Raw genomic sequence first — 23,406 nt, 5'->3', positions numbered from 1 at the left:
TCTGACACCCATGACCGGGGCGGAAGCGCGCCGGTTCTTGTTTAGCTCAGAAAGACCTTCGCAATAGAAAAAGGCCCGGCGCATTGCGCCGGGCCTTTTGTCTTGAAGGCTTCCCTTAAGGTCAGAACTTGACCTTAAGGGAGGTTGAAATGGCCGAAACCAGGTCGTTGTCGAAATCGTAGGAGGCGCGCTGGCCGTAAGCGCGGCCGTCTTTGACGATCTCGCGGGAGGAGCCGCTGGTCAGGAGGCCCAAGGCACCGCTCAGGCGGAGCTCGATGTTCTCCGTCGGGGTATAGGCGACGCCAGCGCCAAGCGTCCAGGTGTCGGTGTGCGTACCAATCCCCGTGCTAACGCCGCGATCCCAAGTCAGGCTTGCTGCACCGCTCCACTGTTCATTGAACTTGTGACCCGCACCGCCTGAAATCGTCCAGCCATCGCGATAAAGCAGGTCGATTGAAGTGAGCTCGCCCGATACCGGATTGGACGCGTCCTTAGTGACACACGAAACAGCGCCCTTCGTAGCAGTCGCGCAAAATGGCAGGCTTTGTAGTTGGCTCCAGTCAGTCCACTTAACGGAACCGAAAACGAGCCAACCAGGCGCTACACCAGTCTGAAATTTCAGTTCGAGCGAATCGGGCATACTCGTCGAACCGTAGACCGAATGCGTCATTCCGGTGTAGCCGGGCTTAATAAAATCTGGCACCTGTGTCAGATCAAGCGTACCGGTAATGTCTTTTAGATTGACTGCACTATTATAGACAAGACTGGTTCGCAAAGCATATTCTTCGATTTCATAAGCAACGCCAGCACGCCAGCCCCAACCATCGCCTTTCATTTCAAGGTGCCCAACACCCGTACCAAGAAAGCTGGGAACGTCCGCTGCCAACCGATCCTGAAAACCCGAAAGCTCCTGATAAAAGGCGCCCCCGATAATGCGGAACTGTCCTGGCCCCATATCAAAAGAATAAGAGCACGTCGTCGCATAATTGTTGCTTTTGATCTTCGTCTCGATGTTTTCATTCGCACCGACCCAGTTTCGACCCTGATTAAGGTGCGCGCCCCAAGGCTGCGAATAGTCGAACATGCAGTCTACTGCCTCACCAAGGCCGGCCTTGAACCCGATCCGTGGAACCCAATATCCTTCCGTGGCGCGGATGCCATTGCTTGGACGACCGGTGTCTATACCGTCGGCGGATTCCGTATCCCGCACATTGTTCAGCTTGCGCTGCGGATTGACGTAGGTCACGGACGAATCGATGACGTAGTCCGAAGGATCGAACAGGAGGTCGATATTGTAGCCGCCCCGTTCAAGGCCGCCTGCCTGTGCGGATGTGGCCGCCAAAAGCGTGGCGGCGGTCATGGCCCCGAGGCCGAAATTCTTCTTACGCATGCGATCCTCCCCTGCGAATAGCGACGTGCCGAAAGTGCCCCTCGCACACGCCTGTCCATCAAGACTATCGAAGACGACATCCGACTTGGCAAACCCCAGTTTTTCGCGGTGTTTTCCAGCGCAGGTCGCAAAATTACGTAAGCTTTTTCTGAAGCCCCTCAACATGCGAGGTCTCCGGAAAATCTTTCCAAGAATCACTTAATAATTCCTGAAATTGAGATGGCGGTTTCCATTGAGAGGCGCGATGTCACATTTTTGATACAGCGGGGCTTTTGTGCCCCGCCCTCAAATACAAAACCGCGCCGAAAGGTTTCGGCGCGGTTTCGCAGGTTAGGCAATCGGGAATCAGCCGGCTTCGCTGACCCGCGAAAGCGCCAAGGCAAGGCTGGCAAGTTGCTGCTCGAGTTCCGCAAAGCGTTCCCGTTCCGCTTCCACGAGTTCCGGCTTGGCATTCGCGACGAACTTTTCGTTCGAAAGCTTGCTTTCGATACGTGCGGCCTCTGCCTTCGCCTTGTCGATTGCTTTTTCGAGGCGGGCTTTCTCCACGGCGAGATCGATCAGGCTGCCAAGCGGCAGGCAGGCCGTGGCCTCGCCGACGACGATCTGGGCAGCACCCTTCGGAGCCGTATCCTCGAGCCGGATTTCTGAAACGCGTGCGAGACGGCGGATGGCCGAATCGTGTGTGACCAGCCGGCCCTTCGTCTGCGCACTGGTGCCGACCATGACGAGCGGTGCCGTCGCACTCGGCGGCACGTTCATCTCCGCCCGCACCGAGCGGAGGCCGGAAACGAGATCCACCAGCCAGTTGATCTCGTCGGCAGCCGCTTCGTCGGCGTAGGCGGGAGCGGGCCAGTCGGCGTGGCAGATGAGGCCGTCGCGGCTCTTGCCCTCACCGGCGGTGTGCGCCCACAGTTCCTCGGTCATGAACGGCATGAACGGATGGAGCAGCTTGTAGATCTCCTCCAGAACATAGGCCGCGCAGGCCTGGGATTCGGCCTTGGCCGCCGCGTCCTCGCCACCGAAGACGGGCTTCAGCAGTTCGAGATACCAGTCGCAGAACTGGTTCCAGACAAAGCGATAAAGCGAACTTGCCGCATCGTTGAAGCGGTAGGTCTCGATCGCCTCGGTGACATCCCGCGCCGTGCGGGCGAGCTCCGTCAGAATCCAGCGGTTGATGGTGAGCGATGCGGTCTCCGGCACGAACTTCGGGTCGCTCGCCACGCCGTTCATCTCGGCGAAGCGCGTGGCGTTCCAGAGCTTGGTGCCGAAATTGCGGTAGCCGGCGATCCGGGCCGGGTCGAGCTTCACATCGCGCCCCTGCGCCGCCATGATGGCAAGCGTGAAGCGCAGCGCATCCGCACCGTATTCATCGATCAGTTCGAGCGGGTCGATGACGTTGCCTTTCGACTTCGACATCTTCTGCCCGTTCTTGTCGCGCACGAGGGCGTGAACATAGACCGTGTGGAACGGCTCGACCGGGTTGCCGGCCCCGTCCTTCATGAAATGCAGGCCCATCATCATCATGCGGGCAACCCAGAAGAAGATGATGTCGAAACCAGTGACGAGAACATCGGTCTGGTAGTACTTTTCCAGTTCCTTCGTCTGTTCCGGCCAGCCGAGCGTCGAAAACGGCCAGAGCGCGGAAGAGAACCAGGTGTCTAGCACATCCTCGTCCCGCGTCAGGATCTCGCCCGGCGCGAAATTCTCCAGCTTCTCCTCGACCCACGCCTTCCACGGCCCTTCATGGGCAATGTAGTGCTGGATGGCAGCGTGAAGCGCCTCTTCTTCGGTCTTTTCGACGAAGACCTGGCCGTCCGGGCCGTACCAGGCCGGGATCTGGTGACCCCACCAGAGCTGGCGCGAAATGCACCACGGCTCGATGTTTTCCATCCAGTCGAAATAGGTCTTTTCCCAATTCTTTGGAACGAAGTTGGTGCGCCCCTCGCGGACGGAGGCAATGGCCGGCTCCGCCAGTGTCTTGGCGTCGGCAAACCACTGGTCGGTCAGCATCGGCTCGATGACGACGCCGGAGCGATCGCCGAAGGGCTGCATGATCTTCTTGTTCTCGACATAGGGAATGTCGTTGCCTTCGGCATCCTTGACGGTGACGGCAAGTCCCTCGGCATTGATCGCATCGACAATACGCTTGCGCGCCTCGTAGCGGTCGAGACCACGATATTCGTCGGGAACGAGGTTGATGTCATCAACCTCGGCCTCGGTGGGAACCGCACCCGTGCGCGCAATTTCCAGCGCCTGCGCCGCATAGACGGCATAGGGTTCGCCATCGGCGCGCATGGCCGCGCGGGTATCCATCAGGCGATACAGCGGAATGTTGTTGCGGCGGGCAACCTGATAGTCGTTGAAGTCATGCGCGCCGGTGATCTTGACCGCACCCGAGCCGAAATCCTTTTCCGGATATTCGTCCGTGATGATGGGGATCAGACGGCGATGTTCCTTCGGACCGACCGGGATCTCGCAGAGCTTACCAACGATCGGCGCATAGCGTTCATCCGTCGGATGAACCGCGACGGCACCGTCACCCAGCATTGTTTCGGGGCGCGTCGTGGCGATCGAGATATAGTCGCGCTCTTCCTGGAAGACGACGTTACCATCGGCGTCCTTCTCGACATAGGTATAGGTCGCCCCGTCGGCCAGCGGGTACTTGAAGTGCCACATATGACCGTCGACTTCCTTGTTCTCGACCTCAAGGTCGGAAATCGCCGTCTCGAACTTGGGATCCCAGTTGACCAGACGCTTGCCGCGATAGATCAGGCCTTCCTTGTAAAGCGAAACGAAGACCTCCCGAACGGCTTCGGACAGGCCCTCATCCATGGTGAAGCGCTCACGCGACCAGTCGCAGGAGGCGCCGAGGCGCTTCAACTGGTTGAAGATCAGCCCGCCGGATTCCGCCTTCCATTCCCAGACCTTCTCGATGAAGGCCTCGCGGCCCATCTCGCGACGGCCCGGCAGCTTTTCGGCGGCGAGCTTGCGCTCGACAACCATCTGGGTCGCGATGCCGGCATGGTCCATGCCCGGCTGCCACAACACGTCCTTGCCGCGCATACGCTCGAAGCGGACCATGATGTCCTGGAGCGTATTGTTCAGCGCGTGCCCCATATGCAGTGAGCCTGTCACGTTCGGCGGCGGGATAACGATGGTGAAGGTCTCGGCGCCGGGCTCGGAGCCCTCGCCGGCGCGGAAGGCATCCGCGTCTTCCCATGCCTTGGCAATGCGCGGCTCGACCGCTGCGGAATCGTAATTTTTCTCAAGCATTTTCGTGCGTGGCCTGCTGTTTATCGGTGAAGTTTGTAAACCGGATGGCCGGCATGAAGTCAACAATATCAGAAGAAAAGCCGCCCCGGGGGTCCGGTGCGGCTCAAATCGTATCCTGTTTCGGAAGCGGCGTCTTCGATCAGCGGCGAGAGCCGCGCGCCACCCGCTCGATTTCCTCACGCACGAGACGCTCCACCAGCGTCGGCAGGTTGTCATCCAGCCATTCCTGGAGCATCGGGCGCAGCATGTCCTCGGCAATCTCGTCGAAGGAGCGGCGCGGGCCGGCATCGACGGCCTGCGCAAGAGCGCCGAAGGACAGCGCCACACGTTCGCCGACAGCCGGCGACACCAGCGCTGCAATGTCCCTGTTGACCTCGGTCGGGGCGGCCTCTTCCTGCTGGACCGGCTGCACATCAGCGGTCTCGACCGGAGCCGGCTGAGGGTCGGATACCAGCGCGAGTGCCGGTTCAACGACGGGCTCCATGCGGGCAACAGGCTCTTCGGCGGACGGAAGCCGGCCGGCGCCTGCGGACATGCGGCTCGTGACGAGCGGGCTCTCTTCACGGGAGACAGGCGACGGAACGACCGGCTCGCTTTCGACTGGCTCGCGATGCGCAGCGACGTGACGCTCGGAGGCGGCACGAACACGGGCGGCGACGTCGGCCAGAGAAAGCGCCGGCTGTGCAGGTTCGCTGTGACGAATCACGGGCTCGACCGGAGCCTGCCGCGGCTCTTCCATCCTGAAGCGCTCGATCATGGCGGTATGTTCCGGCAGCGCGGAATGGCTTTCCGTCGTGATGTCGAAACCGTCGTCCTGTGCATCGGGAGCGAGATCCGGCTGCGCCTCGTTGTTCTCGATGATCTTGCGGATGGACGCCAGGATTTCATCCATGGACGGTTCACGCGCTACATTTGGCTGAGCCATTTTTATCCCCGTTCTCTCGCGGCGGCCGCGACGCACAAGACGTGGCATGCCGGACCTGCTGAAGACCCTAGGCGAGTTCACCGACGAACTAAATCGCCGCGAATCATGTGTCACTAGTGATGCACAGATTTGTTTACCCTGCCAAGGCCGTGGCCTGCGCGATGCCTTGCGGCCGGGCAAAAGAAAGAGCCCGCGGCGGTTGCTGCGGGCTCTTCGAATCTTGTTCCGGAAAGGGTCTCGTCAGAAAACGAAATCCTTGGCCTTGCGGAAGCCGGGCAGCGGCTTGACGGCCGTATTGAAGGCATAGCGTTCGGAAACGCGACCGCCTTCCTTGATATAGAGGCGAGCTTGCGAAGCATTGCCATAGCCTTCCACGACGACGAGGCGGCCACCGTCGCGCAGCTGCGCGAAAAGCGCTTCCGGCACGAACTCGACAGCGCCGTGCACGAAGATCACGTCATAGGGTGCTTCAGCCGCATAGCCGGCCTCGAGATCGCCGGTAACGACGGCGACATTGTCATAGCCGAGACGCGCGAGCGTTTCCGTCGCGGTCGCGGCAAGTTCCGCATCGCTTTCGAGGGCCACGACGGAGCTGCCCAGCAACGACAGGATCGCCGAGGCGTAACCCGTGCCGCAGCCCACTTCCAGCACCACATCGCTTGTCGCGATCTCGGCGAGCTGAATGAGCTTGGCGAGAGGCGACGGCTCCATCAGATAGCGGCCGGCCGTCAGCTGAATGTCGTTGTCGATATAGGCGAGCGGCTTTGCAGCCGCGGGCACGAACTCCTCGCGCGCAACGGTCAGGAAGGCGTCAAGCACTTCGTGCGACGTCACATCCGTCGTACGGATCTGGTTGTCCACCATCTTCGTGCGCGCTGCTTTGTAGTCAATCATCTCTAGCCCTTGAAGTGAGACGGCGTGAACCGGCGCAAAGGCCCGGTCCGGTGCCGGATGCATCGCAGTTCTCTTAGTGCGCTTTCGGGCCGGGTGTCCAGTGGCGCAAGGAGATTGCGCGCAAAAACCGCGACGTTTCCCGAGTGCACCCTCAGGGTTTGGATTGCGGCGGGTTATCATGAATAAAACAGTCAACATATTATTGCTTCAAGCACCGGAAATGTCGTATTGGACACTCATGTTTTACGGCGCCTGCGCCGTGCCCTCGCCCTTCCCGGGCTCTTGAACTTGAAGACGCAAGAGGAATACGCCGTGCTGAAACGGTCTCGACTGCTATTCGCGATCATCCTGATGGCGATCACCGCCCCGAATATCGTTCTGGCGCAGGCACAGACCCCGTCGGTCCAGACGGAAGGCCAGCCGGAAGCTAGCCAGACCGAGGGCTCCACGCCGACGGTCACGACGCAAACCACCTCACAACCGGCGACGACAGATAATTCGGTCGAGGCCGCCACCGAACTCGACGCGCTCGATGCAGACGAGGCGGCGGCTGACGAGCGACAGGCCGGCCTGCCGCACGATCTGTCGCCCTGGGGCATGTTCATGGCGGCGGATATCGTGGTGAAGGGCGTGATGCTCGGCCTTGCCTTCGCCTCCGTCGTCACCTGGACTGTGCTGCTGGTGAAACTGGCCGAACTCGGTGCAGCTCAGCGCTCGGCAAGCCTTGCCGTTCGCGAACTTGTCGCCGCACGTGGCCTCGTTGATGGCGAAGCGGCCGTCGGGCGCGGCATCGTCGGCCGCATGACGCAGGCGGCACGCGCGGAAATGAGCGCGTCGGAAGGCGTTCTCGACCACGTCTCCGACGGCGGCGTGAAGGAGCGCATCGCATCGCGTCTCTCCCGCATGGAAATCCATGCCGGCCGCAGCATCGCCAAGGGAACGGGCCTGCTTGCGACCATCGGTTCGACGGCCCCCTTCGTCGGCCTGTTCGGCACGGTCTGGGGCATCATGAACTCCTTCATCGGAATCTCGAAGGCGCAGACCACGAACCTCGCCATCGTAGCGCCCGGCATTGCCGAGGCACTGCTGGCGACCGCCATCGGCCTTGTCGCCGCTATCCCGGCCGTTGTGATCTACAACTTCCTCGCCCGCGCCATCACCGGCTATCGCCAGAAGCTGGGCGACGCCTCAGCCGCGATCGAACGGCTTGCCAGCCGCGATCTCGATGTGCGCCGCGCCCACCGCCAGCACGCCCAGCGCGCCGCAGGCACCATCGCGAAGGTCGGGTAACGTCATGGCCAGCAAGATCAAGGAAGGCGGCGGCGACGATCTCGAGGAGAACAGCGAAATCAACGTGACGCCGTTCATCGACGTCATGCTCGTGCTGCTCATCATCTTCATGGTCGCGGCCCCGCTGGCCACCGTCGATATCAATGTCGACCTGCCCTCCTCCGTCGCCCAGCCGACGCCGCGGGAAGACAAGCCGGTCTTCATGACGCTGAAGAAGGACCTCACGGTCTCCATCGGCAACGGCGAGATTGCGCGGGATAATTTCGGTCCCGAACTCGATGCGGTGACCGAGGCCAACAAGGATACGCGAATCCTGCTGCGCGCCGACAAGAGCGTCGACTATGGCAGCGTCATGGATGTGATGAACCTGCTGCGCGCCGCGGGCTACGGCAAGATCGCCCTAGTCGGCCTGGAAGGCGCTGCGGCGCAGTAAACGCATGAGAGGCACGCCCTGCGGCGTGCCTCTCATGAATACTACCTTGATCTACCACTTCACCGTTCAGGCGGCCTTGGCTTTTGCCGTCGTCTTGTTGATGGCGGTGACGGCAAGGTTGGTGAGCTTGTTGTTCGTCGCTTTTTCCTGGTCAAGGATTTCGCTCAGGATCTTGTGCGCCTCGTCATGGCCGAGGTCCTTGGCCCATTCCCTCAGCGACCCGTACCGGGCGATCTCGTAATGCTCCACGGCCTGGCACGCGGCCAGCAGTCCGGCATCGAGCGCGGTGCCCTTGGCGTCCTTCATGAGACCGTCGGCCTCCTTGATCAGCCCTTCGATGGCATCACACTTCTCGCCGGATGCCGTCTTGCCGATCGATTTGAAGACCTGCTCCAGCTTCTTGATCTGCTCCTTGGTTTCCGCAAGATGGTCCTCGGCGGCCTTGCGAAGCTCCGCGCTTCCCGCGGCCTTGGCCACCTTTGGCAAAGCCTTGGTGATGGCATTCTCAGCGTAGTAGACGTCCTGCAGCGTATGTTCGAAAATGTCGGACAGCGATTTCATGGGGTCTCTCCTTTGAGGTAATGACCCGAGGAAAATCCATCGACCGGGGAAACGTTCCGGCCCGTCGGCAAAATAGGTCGCACGACGACCGTCACCTATCGATACATTTGGGGAAGAGAGTGGAGGCCTCGCCCGGAATCGAACCGGGGTGCAAGGATTTGCAGTCCTCTGCGTAACCACTCCGCCACGAGGCCGTCCGTTTGCTATAAAGCGAGTGGTGCCGGGCGTTTAGAACGAATTGAGAGTGCGCGCAAGGGGCTTCGCTGCGATTGCCTTCCTTTTTTCATTGAGACGGCTCCTGAAACCGTCGCGGCAGGACGTAACTGCCCTGCCCGGCTTGACACTGCCAATGTAGAGAATGAAAAAGACCAATCTAATATATTGTTTTCCTTACAGGAATGTAATGTGTGCATTCAGTTTTCGTTCATCCTGTCCGCAATAGGGTCTCCTCATCAACAACGAGGAAACGTTCACATGAAGCTCTTCACCCGCACTCTTCTCGCCGCCGTCGCCCTGTCCTTCGCGGCCGCACCGATGGCGCAGGCGCAGCAGCATGGCCATGATCGCAAGCCGGGCTATTCCTCCTCCTGGAAGAAGAACGACTACAAGAAGAAGCGGCACCACTGGAGCAAGGGCCAGCGCTATTCCGACTGGAAGCGCCGTCCTCCGGTGCGTGACTACCACCGCCACGGTCTGCGCAAGCCCGGCCGCGGCCAGCAGTGGGTGAAGGTCGACAACACCTATCTTCTGCTGAGCGTTGCATCAGGCCTGATTCTCGGCGTCGCCGCAGCCCGGTAAGAGTAATAAGACAAAACGCCACCGTAGCCCTCGGCCGCGGTGGCGTTTTGACGTTTCAGCGCAAAAACAGCGCCGTTGCATAAAGCCCCAGTCCGAAGACCGTATGGGCGAGCAGGTTGAAGATCCGCACCGTGTTGGCATTCGGCAGCCTCGAAGCGGCAATCCCGATGCCAAGGCCCGGCTGCAACAGAAACCAGCCCGCAGCCACCGTGACGACGCCCCAGATCCACGCCGGAAGGAACGTCGGCGCGGCAAGCCAAGTCGGCCCGACGATCAGCACGAGCATCACGCCGTAAAGGATACCGACGGCATAATGGCCGATCCATCCCAGTGCCAGCTCGTGTTCATAAGGCGCAGCGCGACCGATATCGTCGTGAAAGACGGTTCCGTTCTTCAGATGCCAGAACCAGCGCCCGACGGGCGCCCAATTGGGCCGCGGCTGGCGAAAGACCTTCCACAGCAGGATCGCCCATATATCCATCAGGAGCGTGGCGCCCGTCCCGATCAGGACACCCTTCAAAAGCAATTCCATCATTTCCCCCATCACGAACCAGCTTCGCGTTTAGAGCAGGTTCGTATGGGAGAGGCAATCAAGGCTGGCGGCGGCCGTCGCGTCGCATCTTGCGTGTCGCCCACCACACGGCGAGGCGGCGGCGCTGCCGGCGCACGAAATGGGAATCATGGGAAAGCACGAGCAGGCCGAGCGGCAGCATCCAGAATCCGAGCACCGGCAGGAAGCCCAGCAGGCCGCCAATCATCAGAAGCACACCGATGAGCGTGCGTAGCCAGCGTGATTCCGGCAATTTGATCCTGAGCGAACCGATGACGATCTGCCGTGTCCTAGGATCGATCCCGAAATGCATGTTGGATTTTCGCACGGACATTCACGGCTCATTTTCTTGTAAAGCCCGGAATACCAGGGCTCTTCCTCACCCCAGTTGGAGACTTCTCCACAATCAATCAAGCCCATTGCATTTTTTTGTCAAAAAGCGCTTGGCAAATCGATCAGGCGTTTGTATTACGCGCTCACTCCGCAGCGAGCGGATGATCCCTGGTAGCTCAGCGGTAGAGCATTCGACTGTTAATCGACAGGTCGCCGGTTCGAATCCGGCCCGGGGAGCCAAATTCTGAAAGGGGCCGCGCTGTATAGCGAGGCCCCTTTTCAGTTTCTGGACGATCCACCAAAACTCTTGTTCACAGAAGACACCGTGAAGCACGTCATGCAGACGTGCCCGTCCGGTTACATTTCCGATTACCGCAGATTTTCAGGTCCGATTACCGCAGATTTTCAGGCTGACGCTTGATGTTCATCTGGAGTTCATGGCGGCTGGCGAAGCGGCCGAGGAGCTGCAGCAGCTTGCGCTCCTGCGCTTTGTCGACACCGTTCTTCTGGCAATGAGCCGCGACGTCGATGACGGCGCGGCTCTGCGTTTTTCCGAGCTGGCGATTGTTGATATGTTCGGTCATGGCGGGCCTCCTCGTAAATCACGGGAGAAATCGGCCGGGCCGCACTTTGTTCCCGACCGTTCTTTATATTAGGCAACCATTCCGGCGCCCGTCTGGCCTGCCGTGCGCACAGCGCCATAGTCGCGCTCGTGACGGCGGCGGAACGCCTGGCTGCGCTCGCGGGAACCGGCGGAAGGATCGCTGCGCATGACCTCGATCATGCCGTCGGCATAGGTGCCTGTGGCGATATCGTCGTCTGCATCTGTGCTGGCCTGAAAGAATCCGAAAAGCATGGAGCTCCTCCCTTCATGATCGAACTGGACATGCAACGGACGAAAACGAAATTGGTTTCAGCCGATCGTCCGATAGACGCAAAATTAACCATCTTTGCTAACAGGCCGTTAAAGGTCGGCGCTTTTCGCACAGCCCCGGCATATGCAGATGATCCACTTCAGCACGATTTTCGTATTGGTGTTTCGCCACATTGGCGTTAGCCTTCCTCGACATCGGGTTGGCAGAGGGGCAATCGATGACGAGTGAAGACGTTGCAGACATAGCATTTTCCGGCCACGAGCGGCTGACGCGGGAGACGTTTGCGGAGCGCACGAAGGCGTTGCCCTTGCGCGCGCGCCTCGTGCTGAAGGGACTTCTGGACATCGAGGCGGGCACGCTCGCCATGACGCTGCCTGAAGGACAAGTCTTCGTGATCGAAGGCGAAAGACCGGGACCGGCCGCCGCCGTGACACTCAATAACTGGAACCTCGTTCACCGCGCCGTCACCGGCGGCACGATCGGGGTCGCGGAAAGCTATATGGACGGCGATTGGGAAAGCCCCGATGCCGGTGCCTTTCTCGAACTTGTCCTCATCAATCCGCAGGTCGGGCGTAATTACGCCAACGGCCCCCGCGGCCTCTTTCTTCTCGTCGAGAAATTCCGTCATTGGCTGAACACCAACACGCGCCGTGGCGCGCAGCGCAACATCTCGGCGCATTACGACCTCGGCAACCAGTTCTACTCCCAGTGGCTCGACCCGACGATGACCTATTCGTCGGCGCTTTACACGCGCGGCGCAAACGACCTCACATCGGCGCAGGTCGCGAAGTACCGCGCACTGGCGGAAGCGACCGGTATCGGCCCGAAAGACCATGTTCTGGAGATCGGCTGCGGCTGGGGCGGCTTCGCCGAATTCGCAGCCGGCGAGATCGGTTGCACGGTCACGGGCCTGACGATCAGTCGCGAGCAGCTTGCCTTCGCTCGCGAGCGCATTGCCAAGGCGGGTCTTTCCGACCGGGTGGAACTGAAGTTTCAGGATTACCGCGACGAGAAGGGCACCTATGACCGCATAGTATCCATCGAAATGTTCGAGGCGGTGGGGGAAAAGTACTGGCCGGCCTATTTCTCCAAGCTGCATGAATGCCTGAAGCCCGGCGGGCGCGCCGGCCTGCAGATCATCACCATCCTGCAGGAAGCCTATGCGGATTACCGCGCCAACCCGGACTTTATCCAGAAGTATGTCTTTCCTGGCGGCATGCTTCCAACGCGGGAGCACCTCGCCGCGCTCGGCCGCCAATCCGGCCTGTTCACCGCCTCCGACATGGGGTTCGGCCACGATTATGCCCGCACGCTCGCCGAATGGCGGCACCGCTTCTGGGCCGCGTGGGAGCGCATCGTCCCGCTCGGCTTCGACGAACGCTTCCGCAAGCTGTGGGAGTTCTATTTCTATTACTGCGAGGCAGGGTTCAGGGCGAAAAACATCGATGTTCGGCAGGTGGTCTATACCCGCCCCCTTGCCTGACCCGCCTAGTGGAAAAAATCCCTCAGGATGAACGCTTCGCAGGAACAAGATTTCTTGCAAACCGGCGCCTGCCGGCCGAAAAGACGTTTCCCACCAAGGCAAACCACATGCGAGGCTCGTCTGCCATGTCCATTCTTCCGTCTGTTCTGGATGCCATCGGCAACACGCCGCTGATCCGCCTCAAGGGGCCGTCCGAGGCAACGGGATGCGAGATCCTCGGCAAGGCGGAATTTCTCAATCCCGGCCAGTCCGTGAAAGACCGCGCGGCGCTTTCGATCATCCGCAAGGCGGAAGCGGCCGGAAAGCTGCGTCCCGGCGGCGTCATCGTCGAGGGCACGGCCGGCAACACCGGCATCGGGCTGGCGCTGGTCGCCCGTGCGCTCGGCTACCGCGCGGTGATCGTCATTCCGGAAACCCAGAGCCAAGAAAAGAAGGATGCCATTCGCGGGCTCGGCGCCGAACTCGTCGAAGTGCCGGCCGTAGCCTACAAGAACCCGAACAATTACGTGAAGCTCTCCGGCCGTCTCGCCGAACAGCTGGCGAAGACGGAACCGAACGGCGCGATCTGGGCCAACCAGTTCGACAACGTCGCCAACCGCGCAGCCCATGTCGAAACGACGGCACCCGAGATCTGGCGCGACACCGATGGCAAGGTGGACGGCTTCGTCTGCGCCGTCGGCTCTGGCGGTACATTGGCTGGCGTGGCGGAAGGCCTGCGCGCGAAGAACCCGAATGTAAAGATCGCCCTCGCCGACCCGAATGGTGCTGCCCTCTATAACTATTACGCCCATGGCGAACTGAAGTCTGAGGGCAGCTCGATCACCGAGGGCATCGGTCAGGGCCGCATCACTGCGAACCTCGAAGGCTTCACGCCTGACTATTCCTACCAGATCCCGGATGCGGAGGCCGTTCCGCTCATCTTCGACCTGATCGAGAACGAAGGCATCGCCGTCGGCGGCTCGTCGGGCATCAATATTGCTGGCGCCATCCGCCTGGCGAAGGATCTCGGCCCCGGCCATACGATCGTGACGATCCTGTGCGACTATGCTAACCGCTATCAGTCGAAACTCTTCAACCCGGACTTCCTTGATTCGAAGGGCCTGCCCGTCCCGGGATGGCTGAAGGCGAAATCGGGGATCAAGGTCCCTTACCAGCCGGTCGAATAGGTCTCATGTCCATAGCCACCACTGCCCTGTTTCGCGACGATTTCTATCTTTCGACAAACGAGGCGGTGGTGACGGCGGTGCATGCGGACGGCGGCATCGAGCTGGACCAGACCTGCTTCTACGCCACATCCGGTGGACAGCCCGGCGACACCGGCTTCCTCGAGCGCTCGGACGGCAGCAGAATAGCGCTTGGTCCTGCCGTGACCGGCGCGACCAAGGAAATCATCATTCATCGCCCGCTTGCCGACGAGACCCTGCCCATCGTGGGCGAAACGCTTGTCGCACATATCGACTGGGCGCGGCGCTACAAGCTGATGCGCATGCATACGGCCTGCCACCTGCTTTCCGTCGTCTGCCCCTATCCCATCACCGGCGCCGCCGTCGGCGAGGACGAAAGCCGCGTCGATTTCGACATGGCTGACACCATCGACAAGGCCGAGGTGACGGAAAAGCTGATGCGGCTGGTCGGCGAAAACCACCCGATCTTCGTACAATGGATCACGGATGCGGAACTGGCGGCCAATCCCGGCATTGTGAAATCGAAGAATGTGCGCCCGCCGACCGGACTTGGACGGGTGAGTCTGGTCTGCATCGGTGAAAATTCGTCAGTCGACAGCCAGCCCTGCGGCGGCACGCATGTTTCCGAAACGCAGGAAGTCGGCGCCATTCACATCGCGAAGATAGACAAGAAGGGCAAGGAGAACCGTCGGTTCCGCATCCGTTTCGGTGCGCCCGGTTCGGATGCCTGAGAGGAGGACCTGATGTCCAAGGATAAAAGCAAATTCGTCGTTTCGGCGGATTGGGTTGAAAAGCAGCTGGGCGCACCGGAATTCCGTATCGTGGATGCCGCCTGGTATCTGCCCGCGCAAAATCGCAACGGTGCTGCCGAATATGCGAGCGGTCACATTCCCGGCGCCGTCTTCTTCGATCAGGATGTCATTGCCGACCATTCCAGCGGCCTGCCCCATACCGTGCCCTCGCCGGAGTTCTTCGCGTCCGAAGTCGGCAAGCTCGGCATTGCCGATACGGATACGATCGTCGTCTACGACGGGCCCGGCATATTCACCGCCCCGCGCGTCTGGTGGCTGTTCCGCGTGATGGGCGCCAAAAACGTCTTCGTCATGGATGGCGGGCTGGACGGATGGAAGAAGGAGGGCCGACCGCTCCAGACGGATCTGCCGGAACCCGCACCCGCAGTATTCCATACCAATTTCAACCCCTATGCCGTCACCTCTTTCGAGGAGATGCGCGGGATCGTGACGACACGCGCGCGTCAAGTCGCAGACGCCCGTGGTCCCGGTCGCTTTACCGGCGAGGAAGCCGAACCCCGCGCCGGCATGCGCTCAGGCCATATGCCGGGGGCGAAGAACATGCCGTCGGGCACGTTCTCGGTCGATGGCCATTTCAAGGATCTCAATGAACTGCGCGGCCTTTTCGAGGAGGCCGGGATCGATCTGTCCAAGCCTGTCGTCACAAGCTGCGGTTCGGGCGTGACAGCCGCGATCATCACGCTGGCACTGCATTCGCTCGGGCACGAGGACAACACGCTGTATGACGGTTCCTGGTCGCAATGGGGCGGGCGCGATGATACGCCGGTCGTGACGGGGAAAGACTGAGCATGGCAAGGAAAGTCACACCCGCCCCGATCGCGGTTCATATCACCGCGCTTGAAATGACCGCTCCGCCGAAGCAGAGCCTGCCGGTGCCCGTCAATGTGCACACGGCGATCCTGAACGCGCCGGACATTCCGCTCGCCTTCTACCGCTTTCTCTATCGGCAGGTCGGCAGCCGCTGGCACTGGGTCGATCGCCTGCGCATGGACGACGAAACGCTGGCCGCGACATTGCACGACAAGCGCAACAGCGTGACCGTGCTTTACGTGAACGGTGCACCGGCAGGCTTCTTCGAACTGCTCCAGCTCGATGGCGATGTGGTGGAGCTTACCCATTTCGGCTTGTTCGAGCATGCGCTCGGGCTTGGCATTGGCAAATGGTTCCTGCTCCAGACACTCTATGCCGCCTGGACCCTCGGGCCGAAGCGCGTCAGTGTCACCACGAACAATCTCGACCATCCGCGCGCGCTCCAGCTTTACCAGATGTTCGGCTTTTCGCCTGTGGGTACGCAGGATGCGCAGCTAGTCCCGCTTTCTGATGCCGAGTTGCTGGAGCTGGCCAAACGTGACTGTCTCGCCCCCGCCTGAGGTCGAGCACAACCTCTGGCAGGAACCGGATGCTTCTCCACTCGGCGTTAAACAATCTGAACGGGAGATAAAGGCAGGGTTCAGGTCTGCTTCAGATCGCAGATGGCATCTTCACGCCAACAGATGATCAAGAGATAGGAGACAAGCATGCAACGCCGCGCCTTTCTAACCGCGCTTTCCGCCGCCTTCGCCGCTCCGGCCCTTTCGAGCCTCGCCTTTGCCCAGGAAACGCCGTCGGCAGACGTCATCCTGCGTCGGCTCGACGCCGCCCCGACGCGGCGCATGCGCGAACAGGACCGCGTGACGATCCGTGAGTTCAAGCGCCGGCCGGACCTGCGTGGCGCCGCCCCCTCCATCAATATCCAGTCGATTAACTTCGCTTTCGGCTCGGCGGAAATCCCGCATTCGGAGTATCGCAAGGTGCGCCAGATCGCGCGCGCCATGGAACAGCTGCTACGCCGCCGGCGTCATGCCGTGTTCCTCATCGAAGGCCATACCGATGCGGTCGGCTCCTTCGAATCTAACCAGATCCTGTCGGAACGTCGCGCCGAATCGCTGAAGCGCGTCCTGGTTCGTGAATTCCTCATCCCCGCCCGCGCGCTCGAAACGGTCGGTTACGGCGAGGAATACCTACTGGTTCAGACCCAGCTTGAGGAATGGCGAAATCGCCGCGTCACGCTGCGCCGCATCGACGAGTTCGTGCGCTGATCGCACCACATATGCAGAACGTGAGAGGCCCGGAGCGATCCGGGCCTTTTCGTTTCCGTGTTACCGCTTAAGCGACGTTGAGAACCGCCTCCGGTGCGACCGATTCGTAACCCAGCGCATCGGCGACAGGCCCGTTCGTCACACGCCCCCTGTGCACGTTGAGGCCGGCGCGAAGGTGCCTGTCCTCGGCAATGGCCTTCAGGCCCTTGTCGGCCAATTGCAGGCCGTAGTGCAGCGTTGCGTTGTTGAGTGCATGTGCAGAGGTGACCGGAACCGCGCCCGGCATGTTGGCGACGCAATAATGCACCACGCCGTCGACCTCGAAGGTCGGCTCGGAATGGGTGGTAGCATGAGATGTCTCGAAGCAGCCGCCCTGGTCGATCGCGACATCGACGATAACAGCACCCTTCTTCATACCCGACAGCATTTCGCGCGTGACAAGCTTCGGCGCGGCAGCACCGGGGATGAGCACCGCACCGATGACGAGATCGGCGGCGAAAACCTCCTCCTCCAGCGCATCGATTGTCGAATAGCGCGTATGGATGCGGCCGCCGAAGAGATCGTCAAGCTGGCGCAGGCGGGGAATGGAACGGTCGAGGATCGCGACATCGGCGCCGAGCCCCGCCGCCATCTTGGCAGCATGAAGGCCCACCACACCGCCACCGATAATGGCGACCTTGGCTGGCAACACGCCCGGCACACCGCCGAGCAGAATGCCACGACCACCGTTGGCCTTCTGGAGTGCGGTGGCACCGGCCTGGATGGAGAGGCGCCCGGCGACCTCGGACATCGGCGCCAGCAGCGGCAGGCCGCCGCGGTCGTCGGTCACCGTTTCGTAGGCGATGGCCGTCACGCCCGACGCTAGCAGGCCGCGGGTCTGTTCGGGATCCGGCGCAAGATGGAGATAGGTGTAGAGAATCTGACCGTCACGAAGCTGCGCCCATTCGCTTGGCTGCGGCTCCTTGACCTTCACAACCATGTCGGACTTCTGGAAGATGTCCGACGCTGCGGCGACGATCCGCGCTCCAGCGGCGCGGTAGGCATCGTCATCGGCGCCGATGCCGGCGCCCGCCCCCGTCTCGACGATGACCTCATGGCCATGGGCGACATATTCACGGACCGCACCGGGCGTCAGGCCGACCCGATATTCATGATTCTTGATTTCCTTCGGACAACCGACACGCATGCGCGTTCCTTCCCAGTCTGTTTCCGTTGCTCCTCCCGCCGCGTAGGCGGACATCAATGGAAGCAGAGGATGCGCGCAATGTCCTTGCAAAGCGGCTTTACGCAGGCGGCCCATATCGAATAATATTCGAAAAAGGGCAGAAATTCCGAAGGAAATTCGAATGTTTCAACTCGATGCTATCGATACTGCGATCCTGAAGGTCATTCAGCAGCACGGCCGCATCTCAAACGCGGAGCTTGCCGAGCGCATCGGGCTCTCGCCATCGGCCTGTTCGCGCCGCCTCGACATTCTCGAAAAATCCGGCGTCGTGACAGGCTATCATGCCCGCGTATCGGCCAAGGCGCTCGATTACAAAATGATCGCCATCGTGCACATCTCGCTGTCCGGGCAGTTCGCCAAGACGCTCACGGAGTTCGAGGCGGCCGTGAAACTCTGCCCCAATGTGCTGGTCTGCTACCTGATGTCGGGAGAATACGACTACATCCTGCGCGTCGCGGCGAAGGATCTGGAGGACTACGAGCGCATCCACCGAGACTGGCTTTCCGCCCTGCCCCATGTCGTGAAGATCAACTCGAGCTTTGCCCTTCGCGAGGTCATCGACCGGCCGAATGTCGGGATCTAGCGCGCTACGACGCGGTTGCGGCCCGCACTCTTGGCGGCGTAGAGACGAGTGTCGGCTGCCGACAGCAGCGCATTCAGTGTCGTGCCATCCGTGTAGCTGTTGGCAACGCCGATACTGACCGTCACGGCTATGTCGTCCGGTCGGCGAATTTCGGCTTCCACCAACGCGCGAAGCGCCTCGGCATGCGCCCGCCCGGCCTCCGGCTCAAGATCCTCGCAGATCACCACGAACTCCTCGCCTCCGAAGCGGAAGACGCGGTCGCCGCTGCGCACCGACGCCTGCAGCCGGCCCGCGAGGTCCTTGAGAACACTGTCGCCGGCGAGATGGCCGAAATGATCATTGATGTCCTTGAAATGATCGGCATCGACGATCATCAGCGCCATGGGTTTGCCCGCGGCCATCATGGATGACAGCATGCGCGGCGCTTCGAACTCCAGCCGGCTGCGATCATAGACACCCGTCAGCGCATCCCGACCCGAGCGGTCCAGCAAATCCTCGTAGCGTTCGCGGAACGTGAGATCGGCGAAGATATCGGCAATCGGCCGAGGCGAAACCGGAATGGCCGAGATACGCGAATAATAGAGGTATACCGAAATCAGCACGGCATAGGCGCAGGCCGCCATCATCTTGGCGATCCAGCCGCCCCAGAAAACGGCGATCGGCGCACCGTTGAGGAAATTCAGCGCCGCGTAGAAACCGATCTGGTCGAAGGTGAGGACTGCGATGCCGGCGACGAAGAAACGCATCGTCGTGCTCTTCTTGAAGACGCGGCCGAGGCGCTCATAGAGCAGGATAATGGCGAGCGAATCCACATAGAGCAGCATCGTGCCCCACAGCATCAGCCAGCCCATCTCGTCGATGAAGGCGAGGTCCGCGACGCGCCCGGGCACCGCGCCGATGGTCTGATGGTGGCGCAGAAAGAAACTCAATCCCACCGTCAGGAAATTGCCGGCGAGAAGTCCGTAGATGGGCGCGCGGACGACAGCCGCATCCTCCTTCACATAAAGGAGCAGGATCATCATCAACTTGCCGGAAAACAGCACGGACGAGCCGGGTGAGATCACGCCAAACGGCAATTCGATATAGAAGACGGCGGCGAGATAGGTCTCGAGAAAATGCATCACGCCGAGTGCGGCGACGAAGACACCGATGCCAAGCTGGTGGCGCAGATGCAGGATCGCCACCATGAACACGAAATAGAATCCGGCCTCGATGAGAAGCAAGATCAGATTTTCAGTTCCCATGTCCGGCCCGTCGCGTCATCGACCGCCTTTCGGCCGCCTCATTCAGTGATGTTTCAGCCGATACAGGCAAATACGCCGGTTCTCCAGCGCCCTAAAGCAACGGTTGCCATTTTTTCGAATAATGGTTTCGATCGCCTGGACGTCAGACCTGCCGGCTTTCCACGCCATCGGCAAAAAGCGATGCGCCATGCTGGTCGGCGATCTGCTTGGCCTTGCGGAAAGCCGTGGCCACCGTATCGTCGCGCGAGGTGAATATATCCGCGCGGATGAAGCTGCGGACCAGAACCCTGTCGCCGTCGTGCTTTTCGATTCGCCCGGCAAGACGGTACTGGCTGCCCTCCTGGATCGGGGCTGCGACGAGAAGAAGGTCGTTATAGGCCTCGGTTTCCTCGACAACCTTTGCCGGAGATGCCGAGCCGCCGCCGCGACCGAAGAGTTTTGAGAAGAAAGAAGCCATGTCCGATTGCTACCACAGGCCATGGCGCCCTCCAAGTGCAGAGCGCCATGCTGACGGTTCTCCTAGATGATGAGGTTGGCGAGAATCTCGTTTTCGGTGATGTCCTGATAGCCGAGCCCTGCCGCATTGAAAGCCGCCCTCAGCGCCGTGAAGTTCTCCGGCGCCTTCGTCTCGATGCCGATCAGGATGGAGCCGAAGTTGCGGGCTGATTTCTTCAGATACTCGAAGCGGGCGATATCGTCGTCGGGACCGAGCATGTTGAGGAAGTCGCGCAGCGCACCGGGACGCTGGGCCAGGCGCAGGATGAAGTATTTCTTCAGACCCGCATGGCGCATCGCGCGTTCCTTGACATCAGGCAGGCGCTCGAAATCGAAATTGCCGCCGGAGACGACCGCGACCACCGTCTTGCCTTCAAGCGCCTCACGCCCAAGCGCCTCCAGCGCCGTCAGAGACAGCGCCCCTGCCGGCTCGAGCACGACACCTTCCACATTGAGCATATCGACCATCGTGACGCAGATCGCATTCTCGGACAGGAGCATCACCTGGTCGGACGAAAAGCGCTTGAGGGCGTCGAAGTTGAGCGCACCGATCTGCGCGACGGCCGCCCCGTCGACGAAGTTGTCCACCTTGTCGAGCGTCACGACCGCGCCGCTCTCGAGACTGCGCTTGAGGCTCGGCGCGCCTTCCGGCTCGCAGAACAGGAAACCCGTGGGATCGATGACATCCTTGAAGTAACCCGTTACGCCGGAGGCCAGCCCCCCGCCGCCAACCGGCAGCACCACGAGATCTGGCAGCCTGCCCTCTCCGAGCTGTGCGGCGATCTCGGCCGCGACCGTCGCCTGCCCCTCGATGATGTCGACGTGGTCGAAGGGCGGAACCATCAGCGCGCCGGTGGCCTCGGCATGGTCGCGGGCCGCCTTGTAGCACTGGTCGAAAAAGTCGCCAACGAGCCGGATCGTGACGAACTCGCCGCCGAACATGCGGGTCTTGTCGATCTTCTGCTGCGGCGTTGTCACCGGCATGAAGACGACGCCCGGCACGCCGAAATGGCGGCAGACAAAGGCGAAGCCCTGTGCGTGGTTGCCGGCCGAGGCGCAAACGAAGCTGCGTGCGCCCTGTGGATCGGCCAGCACCTTGCGCAGGAAATTGAACGCCCCCCTGATCTTGTAGGAGCGCACAGGCGAGAGATCCTCGCGCTTGAGATAGATCTCCGCACCATAGCGGGCGGAGAGATGTTCGTTGAGCTGGAGCGGCGTTTCGGAAAAAAGCCCGCGCAAGGCCTCCAGGGCTGCGTCGACGTCGGATGTCATGCTGTGGTCCGTCTTCGGTTGGGATGCGGTTCGGTAGGCTGCATGTCGTGCCTTCGGCAAGGACAGAGACAGACAAAGACGATCATTCTTCCGACCCTTATACGATCCCGTGGCGCGCCCATGCGTGGCAGGGCGCAGCCAATCCCATCACCCCGGGGCGTCCTTGAGTTTGGACGTCGCAGAGGCTATGGCATATCGACGCGACGGTTTCCACCCGCCCTGGCCGAGATGGCCTCATCGAGACCAACCTTGAACGCCACGATCTTCCGTTCCGCCATCAATATCGCCGCCATCGTCGGCATGTACATGTCCGTGGCGATGCTCGTCCCGGCCTTTATCGACGTCTATTACGGCCATCCCGATTCGGAAGTCTTCTTCCTGTCCGCCTTCTTCACCGGGGGCCTTTCGCTTGCCACGGCCGCGGCCACCCGTTCCGGCCCACCGCCCTTCAACAAGCGCATGGGCTTTCTCGTCGTGAACATGCTGTGGCTTTCGGCCAGCATCATCGGCTCCATCCCGCTATGGCTGTCCTCTATGAAGCTCAGCTACGCGCAGGCCTTCTTCGAATCGGTCTCCGCGATCAGCACGACCGGATCAACCGTCATCGTTGGACTGGATCACGCGCCGCCCGGAATCCTGATGTGGCGGTCATTGCTGCACTGGCTCGGCGGCGTCGGGATCCTCGCGCTCGGCCTTTTCATCATGCCCTACCTGCGCGTCGGCGGGATGTCCTTTTTCAAGCTGGAATCGTCTGATACCGCCGACAAGCCGTTCGCCCGCATCGCCAGCTACACGCGCGCGTTCCTCGCGATCTATGTGTCGATCACCCTCATTTGCGCCGTCACCTATGCGGCCCTGGGCATGACCCGATTCGATGCGTTGAACCACGCCATGTCGACGGTCGCGACCGGCGGTCTTTCGACGCATGATGCCTCCTTCGGCTACTTCAAGAGCTTGCCGCTCCTGTGGGCCGCCACCTTCTTCATGACGCTTTCCAGCCTGCCGTTCTCGGTCCTCATCCTCTTCGTGGTGCGTGGCCGGATCAATGCCTGGCGAGACCCGCAGATCCGCGTCTTTCTCGGCTATCTCGTGCTGTTCGCCATCGCTGCCAGCATTTTTCAGCGGCTGCAGAACGGCGTGAGCTTCCACGAGGCGCTGGCGCATTCCTTCTTCACCGTCTCCTCGATCCTGTCCACGACAGGCTTCGTCAGCGATGACTATACGAAGTGGGGCCATTTCATCGTGGCACTCGCCTTCGTGGCAACCTTCATGGGCGGCTGTTCGGGCTCCACCGCGGGCGGCCTCAAGGCCTACCGGCTGATCATCCTGTTCAATTTCATGCGCACCGGCCTCTACCGCCTGATCTATCCCGATGGCATTCATGCCGTGCGCTACGGGACCATGACGGTGGATGTCGATTTCCAGCGCACGGTCTTCCTGTTTTTCCTCACCTATGTGAGCATATCTGCGATCGGCGCCATCCTGCTCGGCCTCATGGGCTATGACGTTCTGACGGCCGTCTCGGCCGCTGCCACCTCCCTCTCCAACGTTGGCCCGGGCGTCACGGAGGCCATCGGCCCGTCGGGTTCGTTCGCGATTTTTCACGATGCCGCACTCTACCTTCTCTCGTTCCTCATGCTGCTCGGTCGTCTGGAAATCCTAACCGTGCTTGTCGTTCTGACACCGCTGTTCTGGAAAAGCTGACCGG

General features: G+C 61.1%; 25 protein-coding genes and 2 tRNA genes. 13 read left to right on the top strand and 14 right to left on the bottom strand.

Annotation, left to right across the window (positions count from 1 at the left end; translation table 11 throughout):
* Window positions 1–121 precede the first annotated feature (121 nt).
* The 4 genes from MKI86_RS00440 to MKI86_RS00425 form a co-directional block, all read right to left on the bottom strand.
* Window positions 122–1,390, bottom strand: a complete 1,269-nt coding sequence (locus MKI86_RS00440) for an OmpP1/FadL family transporter (RefSeq protein WP_241595702.1) — start codon at window positions 1,388–1,390, stop codon at window positions 122–124.
* 345 nt (window positions 1,391–1,735) lie between these two features.
* Window positions 1,736–4,663: a valine--tRNA ligase gene (locus tag MKI86_RS00435; RefSeq protein WP_241595699.1), complete on the bottom strand. Its 2,928-nt coding sequence runs from the start codon at window positions 4,661–4,663 to the stop codon at window positions 1,736–1,738.
* A gap of 139 nt (window positions 4,664–4,802) precedes the next feature.
* Window positions 4,803–5,588, bottom strand: a complete 786-nt coding sequence (locus MKI86_RS00430) for a PopZ family protein (protein WP_241595696.1) — start codon at window positions 5,586–5,588, stop codon at window positions 4,803–4,805.
* Between the two features lie 240 nt (window positions 5,589–5,828).
* Window positions 5,829–6,482 carry a protein-L-isoaspartate O-methyltransferase family protein gene (locus tag MKI86_RS00425; protein WP_241595693.1) on the bottom strand — a complete coding sequence of 218 codons (654 nt, stop codon included), beginning with the start codon at window positions 6,480–6,482 and terminating at the stop codon, window positions 5,829–5,831.
* A gap of 312 nt (window positions 6,483–6,794) precedes the next feature.
* Between MKI86_RS00425 and exbB the strand changes: the two genes are divergently transcribed.
* Both exbB and exbD read left to right on the top strand, forming a co-directional pair.
* Window positions 6,795–7,772: a tonB-system energizer ExbB gene (gene exbB / locus MKI86_RS00420; RefSeq protein WP_241595690.1), complete on the top strand. Its 978-nt coding sequence runs from the start codon at window positions 6,795–6,797 to the stop codon at window positions 7,770–7,772.
* 4 nt (window positions 7,773–7,776) lie between these two features.
* The gene (gene exbD / locus MKI86_RS00415) at window positions 7,777–8,205 is read left to right on the top strand and encodes a TonB system transport protein ExbD (RefSeq protein WP_241595687.1); all 429 of its coding nucleotides are present in this window, start codon (window positions 7,777–7,779) and stop codon (window positions 8,203–8,205) included.
* 66 nt (window positions 8,206–8,271) lie between these two features.
* On the opposite strand, the gene MKI86_RS00410 is transcribed toward exbD, so the two are convergent.
* Entirely contained in the window at window positions 8,272–8,766 is a 495-nt protein-coding gene (locus tag MKI86_RS00410) for a YciE/YciF ferroxidase family protein (RefSeq protein ID WP_241595684.1), read from the bottom strand.
* A 120-nt stretch (window positions 8,767–8,886) separates the two neighbouring features.
* A tRNA-Cys gene (locus tag MKI86_RS00405) sits at window positions 8,887–8,960 on the bottom strand.
* 280 nt (window positions 8,961–9,240) lie between these two features.
* Between MKI86_RS00405 and MKI86_RS00400 the strand changes: the two genes are divergently transcribed.
* On the top strand, window positions 9,241–9,564 hold the full coding sequence (locus MKI86_RS00400) for an RcnB family protein (RefSeq protein ID WP_241595682.1): 324 nt from the start codon (window positions 9,241–9,243) through the stop codon (window positions 9,562–9,564).
* Between the two features lie 55 nt (window positions 9,565–9,619).
* Here MKI86_RS00400 and MKI86_RS00395 read toward each other — a convergent pair whose 3' ends face one another.
* Together MKI86_RS00395 and MKI86_RS00390 are read right to left on the bottom strand one after the other, a co-directional pair.
* Window positions 9,620–10,099, bottom strand: coding sequence for a DUF2938 domain-containing protein (locus MKI86_RS00395; protein WP_241595680.1), 480 nt, complete (start codon window positions 10,097–10,099; stop codon window positions 9,620–9,622).
* Window positions 10,100–10,154: 55 nt separating this feature from the next.
* A complete protein-coding gene (locus tag MKI86_RS00390) occupies window positions 10,155–10,448 on the bottom strand; it encodes a hypothetical protein (protein WP_241595678.1) in 294 nt (97 codons plus the stop codon).
* Between the two features lie 164 nt (window positions 10,449–10,612).
* Here MKI86_RS00390 and MKI86_RS00385 point away from each other — a divergent pair.
* Window positions 10,613–10,687: transfer RNA gene (locus MKI86_RS00385), tRNA-Asn, on the top strand.
* A gap of 152 nt (window positions 10,688–10,839) precedes the next feature.
* On the opposite strand, the gene MKI86_RS00380 is transcribed toward MKI86_RS00385, so the two are convergent.
* Both MKI86_RS00380 and MKI86_RS00375 read right to left on the bottom strand, forming a co-directional pair.
* Window positions 10,840–11,031 carry a hypothetical protein gene (locus MKI86_RS00380; protein ID WP_241595675.1) on the bottom strand — a complete coding sequence of 64 codons (192 nt, stop codon included), beginning with the start codon at window positions 11,029–11,031 and terminating at the stop codon, window positions 10,840–10,842.
* 68 nt (window positions 11,032–11,099) lie between these two features.
* Window positions 11,100–11,303 (bottom strand): hypothetical protein, encoded by a 204-nt coding sequence (locus tag MKI86_RS00375; RefSeq protein WP_241595672.1) that lies wholly within the window; start codon window positions 11,301–11,303, stop codon window positions 11,100–11,102.
* A 15-nt stretch (window positions 11,304–11,318) separates the two neighbouring features.
* Here MKI86_RS00375 and MKI86_RS00370 point away from each other — a divergent pair, with 15 nt between their 5' ends.
* The 7 genes from MKI86_RS00370 to MKI86_RS00340 all read left to right on the top strand — a co-directional run bounded on the left by MKI86_RS00370 (window position 11,319) and on the right by MKI86_RS00340 (window position 16,879).
* Complete coding sequence (locus MKI86_RS00370) at window positions 11,319–11,504, top strand: hypothetical protein (protein WP_241595670.1); 186 nt, start codon at window positions 11,319–11,321, stop codon at window positions 11,502–11,504.
* 35 nt (window positions 11,505–11,539) lie between these two features.
* Entirely contained in the window at window positions 11,540–12,805 is a 1,266-nt protein-coding gene (locus tag MKI86_RS00365; protein WP_241595667.1) for an SAM-dependent methyltransferase, read from the top strand.
* Between the two features lie 125 nt (window positions 12,806–12,930).
* Window positions 12,931–13,971 carry a cysteine synthase A gene (locus MKI86_RS00360; RefSeq protein WP_241595664.1) on the top strand — a complete coding sequence of 347 codons (1,041 nt, stop codon included), beginning with the start codon at window positions 12,931–12,933 and terminating at the stop codon, window positions 13,969–13,971.
* 5 nt (window positions 13,972–13,976) lie between these two features.
* Complete coding sequence (locus MKI86_RS00355) at window positions 13,977–14,720, top strand: alanyl-tRNA editing protein (protein ID WP_370879848.1); 744 nt, start codon at window positions 13,977–13,979, stop codon at window positions 14,718–14,720.
* A 12-nt stretch (window positions 14,721–14,732) separates the two neighbouring features.
* Complete coding sequence (gene sseA, locus MKI86_RS00350) at window positions 14,733–15,587, top strand: 3-mercaptopyruvate sulfurtransferase (protein ID WP_241595661.1); 855 nt, start codon at window positions 14,733–14,735, stop codon at window positions 15,585–15,587.
* A 2-nt stretch (window positions 15,588–15,589) separates the two neighbouring features.
* Window positions 15,590–16,171, top strand: coding sequence for a GNAT family N-acetyltransferase (locus tag MKI86_RS00345; protein WP_241595658.1), 582 nt, complete (start codon window positions 15,590–15,592; stop codon window positions 16,169–16,171).
* Between the two features lie 147 nt (window positions 16,172–16,318).
* The gene (locus MKI86_RS00340; protein WP_134651861.1) at window positions 16,319–16,879 is read left to right on the top strand and encodes an OmpA family protein; all 561 of its coding nucleotides are present in this window, start codon (window positions 16,319–16,321) and stop codon (window positions 16,877–16,879) included.
* 67 nt (window positions 16,880–16,946) lie between these two features.
* Here MKI86_RS00340 and ald read toward each other — a convergent pair whose 3' ends face one another.
* Entirely contained in the window at window positions 16,947–18,065 is a 1,119-nt protein-coding gene (ald, locus tag MKI86_RS00335) for an alanine dehydrogenase (RefSeq protein WP_241595655.1), read from the bottom strand.
* A gap of 160 nt (window positions 18,066–18,225) precedes the next feature.
* Between ald and MKI86_RS00330 the strand changes: the two genes are divergently transcribed.
* Complete coding sequence (locus MKI86_RS00330; RefSeq protein WP_241595652.1) at window positions 18,226–18,687, top strand: Lrp/AsnC family transcriptional regulator; 462 nt, start codon at window positions 18,226–18,228, stop codon at window positions 18,685–18,687.
* Here the strand turns inward: MKI86_RS00330 and MKI86_RS00325 are convergent.
* From MKI86_RS00325 to ilvA, 3 genes are all read right to left on the bottom strand, one after another.
* Window positions 18,684–19,931 carry a GGDEF domain-containing protein gene (locus tag MKI86_RS00325; protein ID WP_241595649.1) on the bottom strand — a complete coding sequence of 416 codons (1,248 nt, stop codon included), beginning with the start codon at window positions 19,929–19,931 and terminating at the stop codon, window positions 18,684–18,686. The two genes, MKI86_RS00330 and MKI86_RS00325, sit on opposite strands and share 4 nt — an antisense overlap.
* Before the next feature lie 142 nt (window positions 19,932–20,073).
* A complete protein-coding gene (locus tag MKI86_RS00320) occupies window positions 20,074–20,388 on the bottom strand; it encodes an HlyU family transcriptional regulator (RefSeq protein WP_241595647.1) in 315 nt (104 codons plus the stop codon).
* Window positions 20,389–20,450: 62 nt separating this feature from the next.
* Window positions 20,451–21,698 (bottom strand): threonine ammonia-lyase, encoded by a 1,248-nt coding sequence (gene ilvA / locus MKI86_RS00315; protein ID WP_241595644.1) that lies wholly within the window; start codon window positions 21,696–21,698, stop codon window positions 20,451–20,453.
* Window positions 21,699–21,947: 249 nt separating this feature from the next.
* On the opposite strand from ilvA, the gene MKI86_RS00310 reads away from it, so the two are divergent.
* Entirely contained in the window at window positions 21,948–23,402 is a 1,455-nt protein-coding gene (locus MKI86_RS00310; protein ID WP_241595641.1) for a TrkH family potassium uptake protein, read from the top strand.
* The last annotated feature ends 4 nt before the right edge of the window (window positions 23,403–23,406 follow it).

It is taken from the genome of Shinella sedimenti (assembly GCF_022601905.1).
Taxonomy (GTDB): domain Bacteria; phylum Pseudomonadota; class Alphaproteobacteria; order Rhizobiales; family Rhizobiaceae; genus Shinella; species Shinella sedimenti.
Note: the sequence above shows the minus strand (reverse complement) of the source record. Positions and strands in the feature narration are given on the sequence as shown.

Bases quoted from the DNA above. Each gene is read 5' to 3' on its own strand.
- MKI86_RS00440 (WP_241595702.1), bottom strand. From the start codon at position 1,390: ATGCGTAAGAAGAATTTCGGCCTCGGGGCCATGACCGCCGCCACGCTT.
- MKI86_RS00435 (WP_241595699.1), bottom strand. From the start codon at position 4,663: ATGCTTGAGAAAAATTACGATTCCGCAGCGGTCGAGCCGCGCATTGCC.
- MKI86_RS00430 (WP_241595696.1), bottom strand. From the start codon at position 5,588: ATGGCTCAGCCAAATGTAGCGCGTGAACCGTCCATGGATGAAATCCTG.
- MKI86_RS00425 (WP_241595693.1), bottom strand. From the start codon at position 6,482: ATGATTGACTACAAAGCAGCGCGCACGAAGATGGTGGACAACCAGATC.
- exbD (WP_241595687.1), top strand. From the start codon at position 7,777: ATGGCCAGCAAGATCAAGGAAGGCGGCGGCGACGATCTCGAGGAGAAC.
- MKI86_RS00410 (WP_241595684.1), bottom strand. From the start codon at position 8,766: ATGAAATCGCTGTCCGACATTTTCGAACATACGCTGCAGGACGTCTAC.
- MKI86_RS00400 (WP_241595682.1), top strand. From the start codon at position 9,241: ATGAAGCTCTTCACCCGCACTCTTCTCGCCGCCGTCGCCCTGTCCTTC.
- MKI86_RS00395 (WP_241595680.1), bottom strand. From the start codon at position 10,099: ATGATGGAATTGCTTTTGAAGGGTGTCCTGATCGGGACGGGCGCCACG.
- MKI86_RS00390 (WP_241595678.1), bottom strand. From the start codon at position 10,448: ATGTCCGTGCGAAAATCCAACATGCATTTCGGGATCGATCCTAGGACA.
- MKI86_RS00380 (WP_241595675.1), bottom strand. From the start codon at position 11,031: ATGACCGAACATATCAACAATCGCCAGCTCGGAAAAACGCAGAGCCGC.
- MKI86_RS00375 (WP_241595672.1), bottom strand. From the start codon at position 11,303: ATGCTTTTCGGATTCTTTCAGGCCAGCACAGATGCAGACGACGATATC.
- MKI86_RS00370 (WP_241595670.1), top strand. From the start codon at position 11,319: ATGATCGAACTGGACATGCAACGGACGAAAACGAAATTGGTTTCAGCC.
- MKI86_RS00365 (WP_241595667.1), top strand. From the start codon at position 11,540: ATGACGAGTGAAGACGTTGCAGACATAGCATTTTCCGGCCACGAGCGG.
- MKI86_RS00360 (WP_241595664.1), top strand. From the start codon at position 12,931: ATGTCCATTCTTCCGTCTGTTCTGGATGCCATCGGCAACACGCCGCTG.
- MKI86_RS00355 (WP_370879848.1), top strand. From the start codon at position 13,977: ATGTCCATAGCCACCACTGCCCTGTTTCGCGACGATTTCTATCTTTCG.
- sseA (WP_241595661.1), top strand. From the start codon at position 14,733: ATGTCCAAGGATAAAAGCAAATTCGTCGTTTCGGCGGATTGGGTTGAA.
- MKI86_RS00345 (WP_241595658.1), top strand. From the start codon at position 15,590: ATGGCAAGGAAAGTCACACCCGCCCCGATCGCGGTTCATATCACCGCG.
- MKI86_RS00340 (WP_134651861.1), top strand. From the start codon at position 16,319: ATGCAACGCCGCGCCTTTCTAACCGCGCTTTCCGCCGCCTTCGCCGCT.
- ald (WP_241595655.1), bottom strand. From the start codon at position 18,065: ATGCGTGTCGGTTGTCCGAAGGAAATCAAGAATCATGAATATCGGGTC.
- MKI86_RS00330 (WP_241595652.1), top strand. From the start codon at position 18,226: ATGTTTCAACTCGATGCTATCGATACTGCGATCCTGAAGGTCATTCAG.
- MKI86_RS00325 (WP_241595649.1), bottom strand. From the start codon at position 19,931: ATGGGAACTGAAAATCTGATCTTGCTTCTCATCGAGGCCGGATTCTAT.
- MKI86_RS00320 (WP_241595647.1), bottom strand. From the start codon at position 20,388: ATGGCTTCTTTCTTCTCAAAACTCTTCGGTCGCGGCGGCGGCTCGGCA.
- ilvA (WP_241595644.1), bottom strand. From the start codon at position 21,698: ATGACATCCGACGTCGACGCAGCCCTGGAGGCCTTGCGCGGGCTTTTT.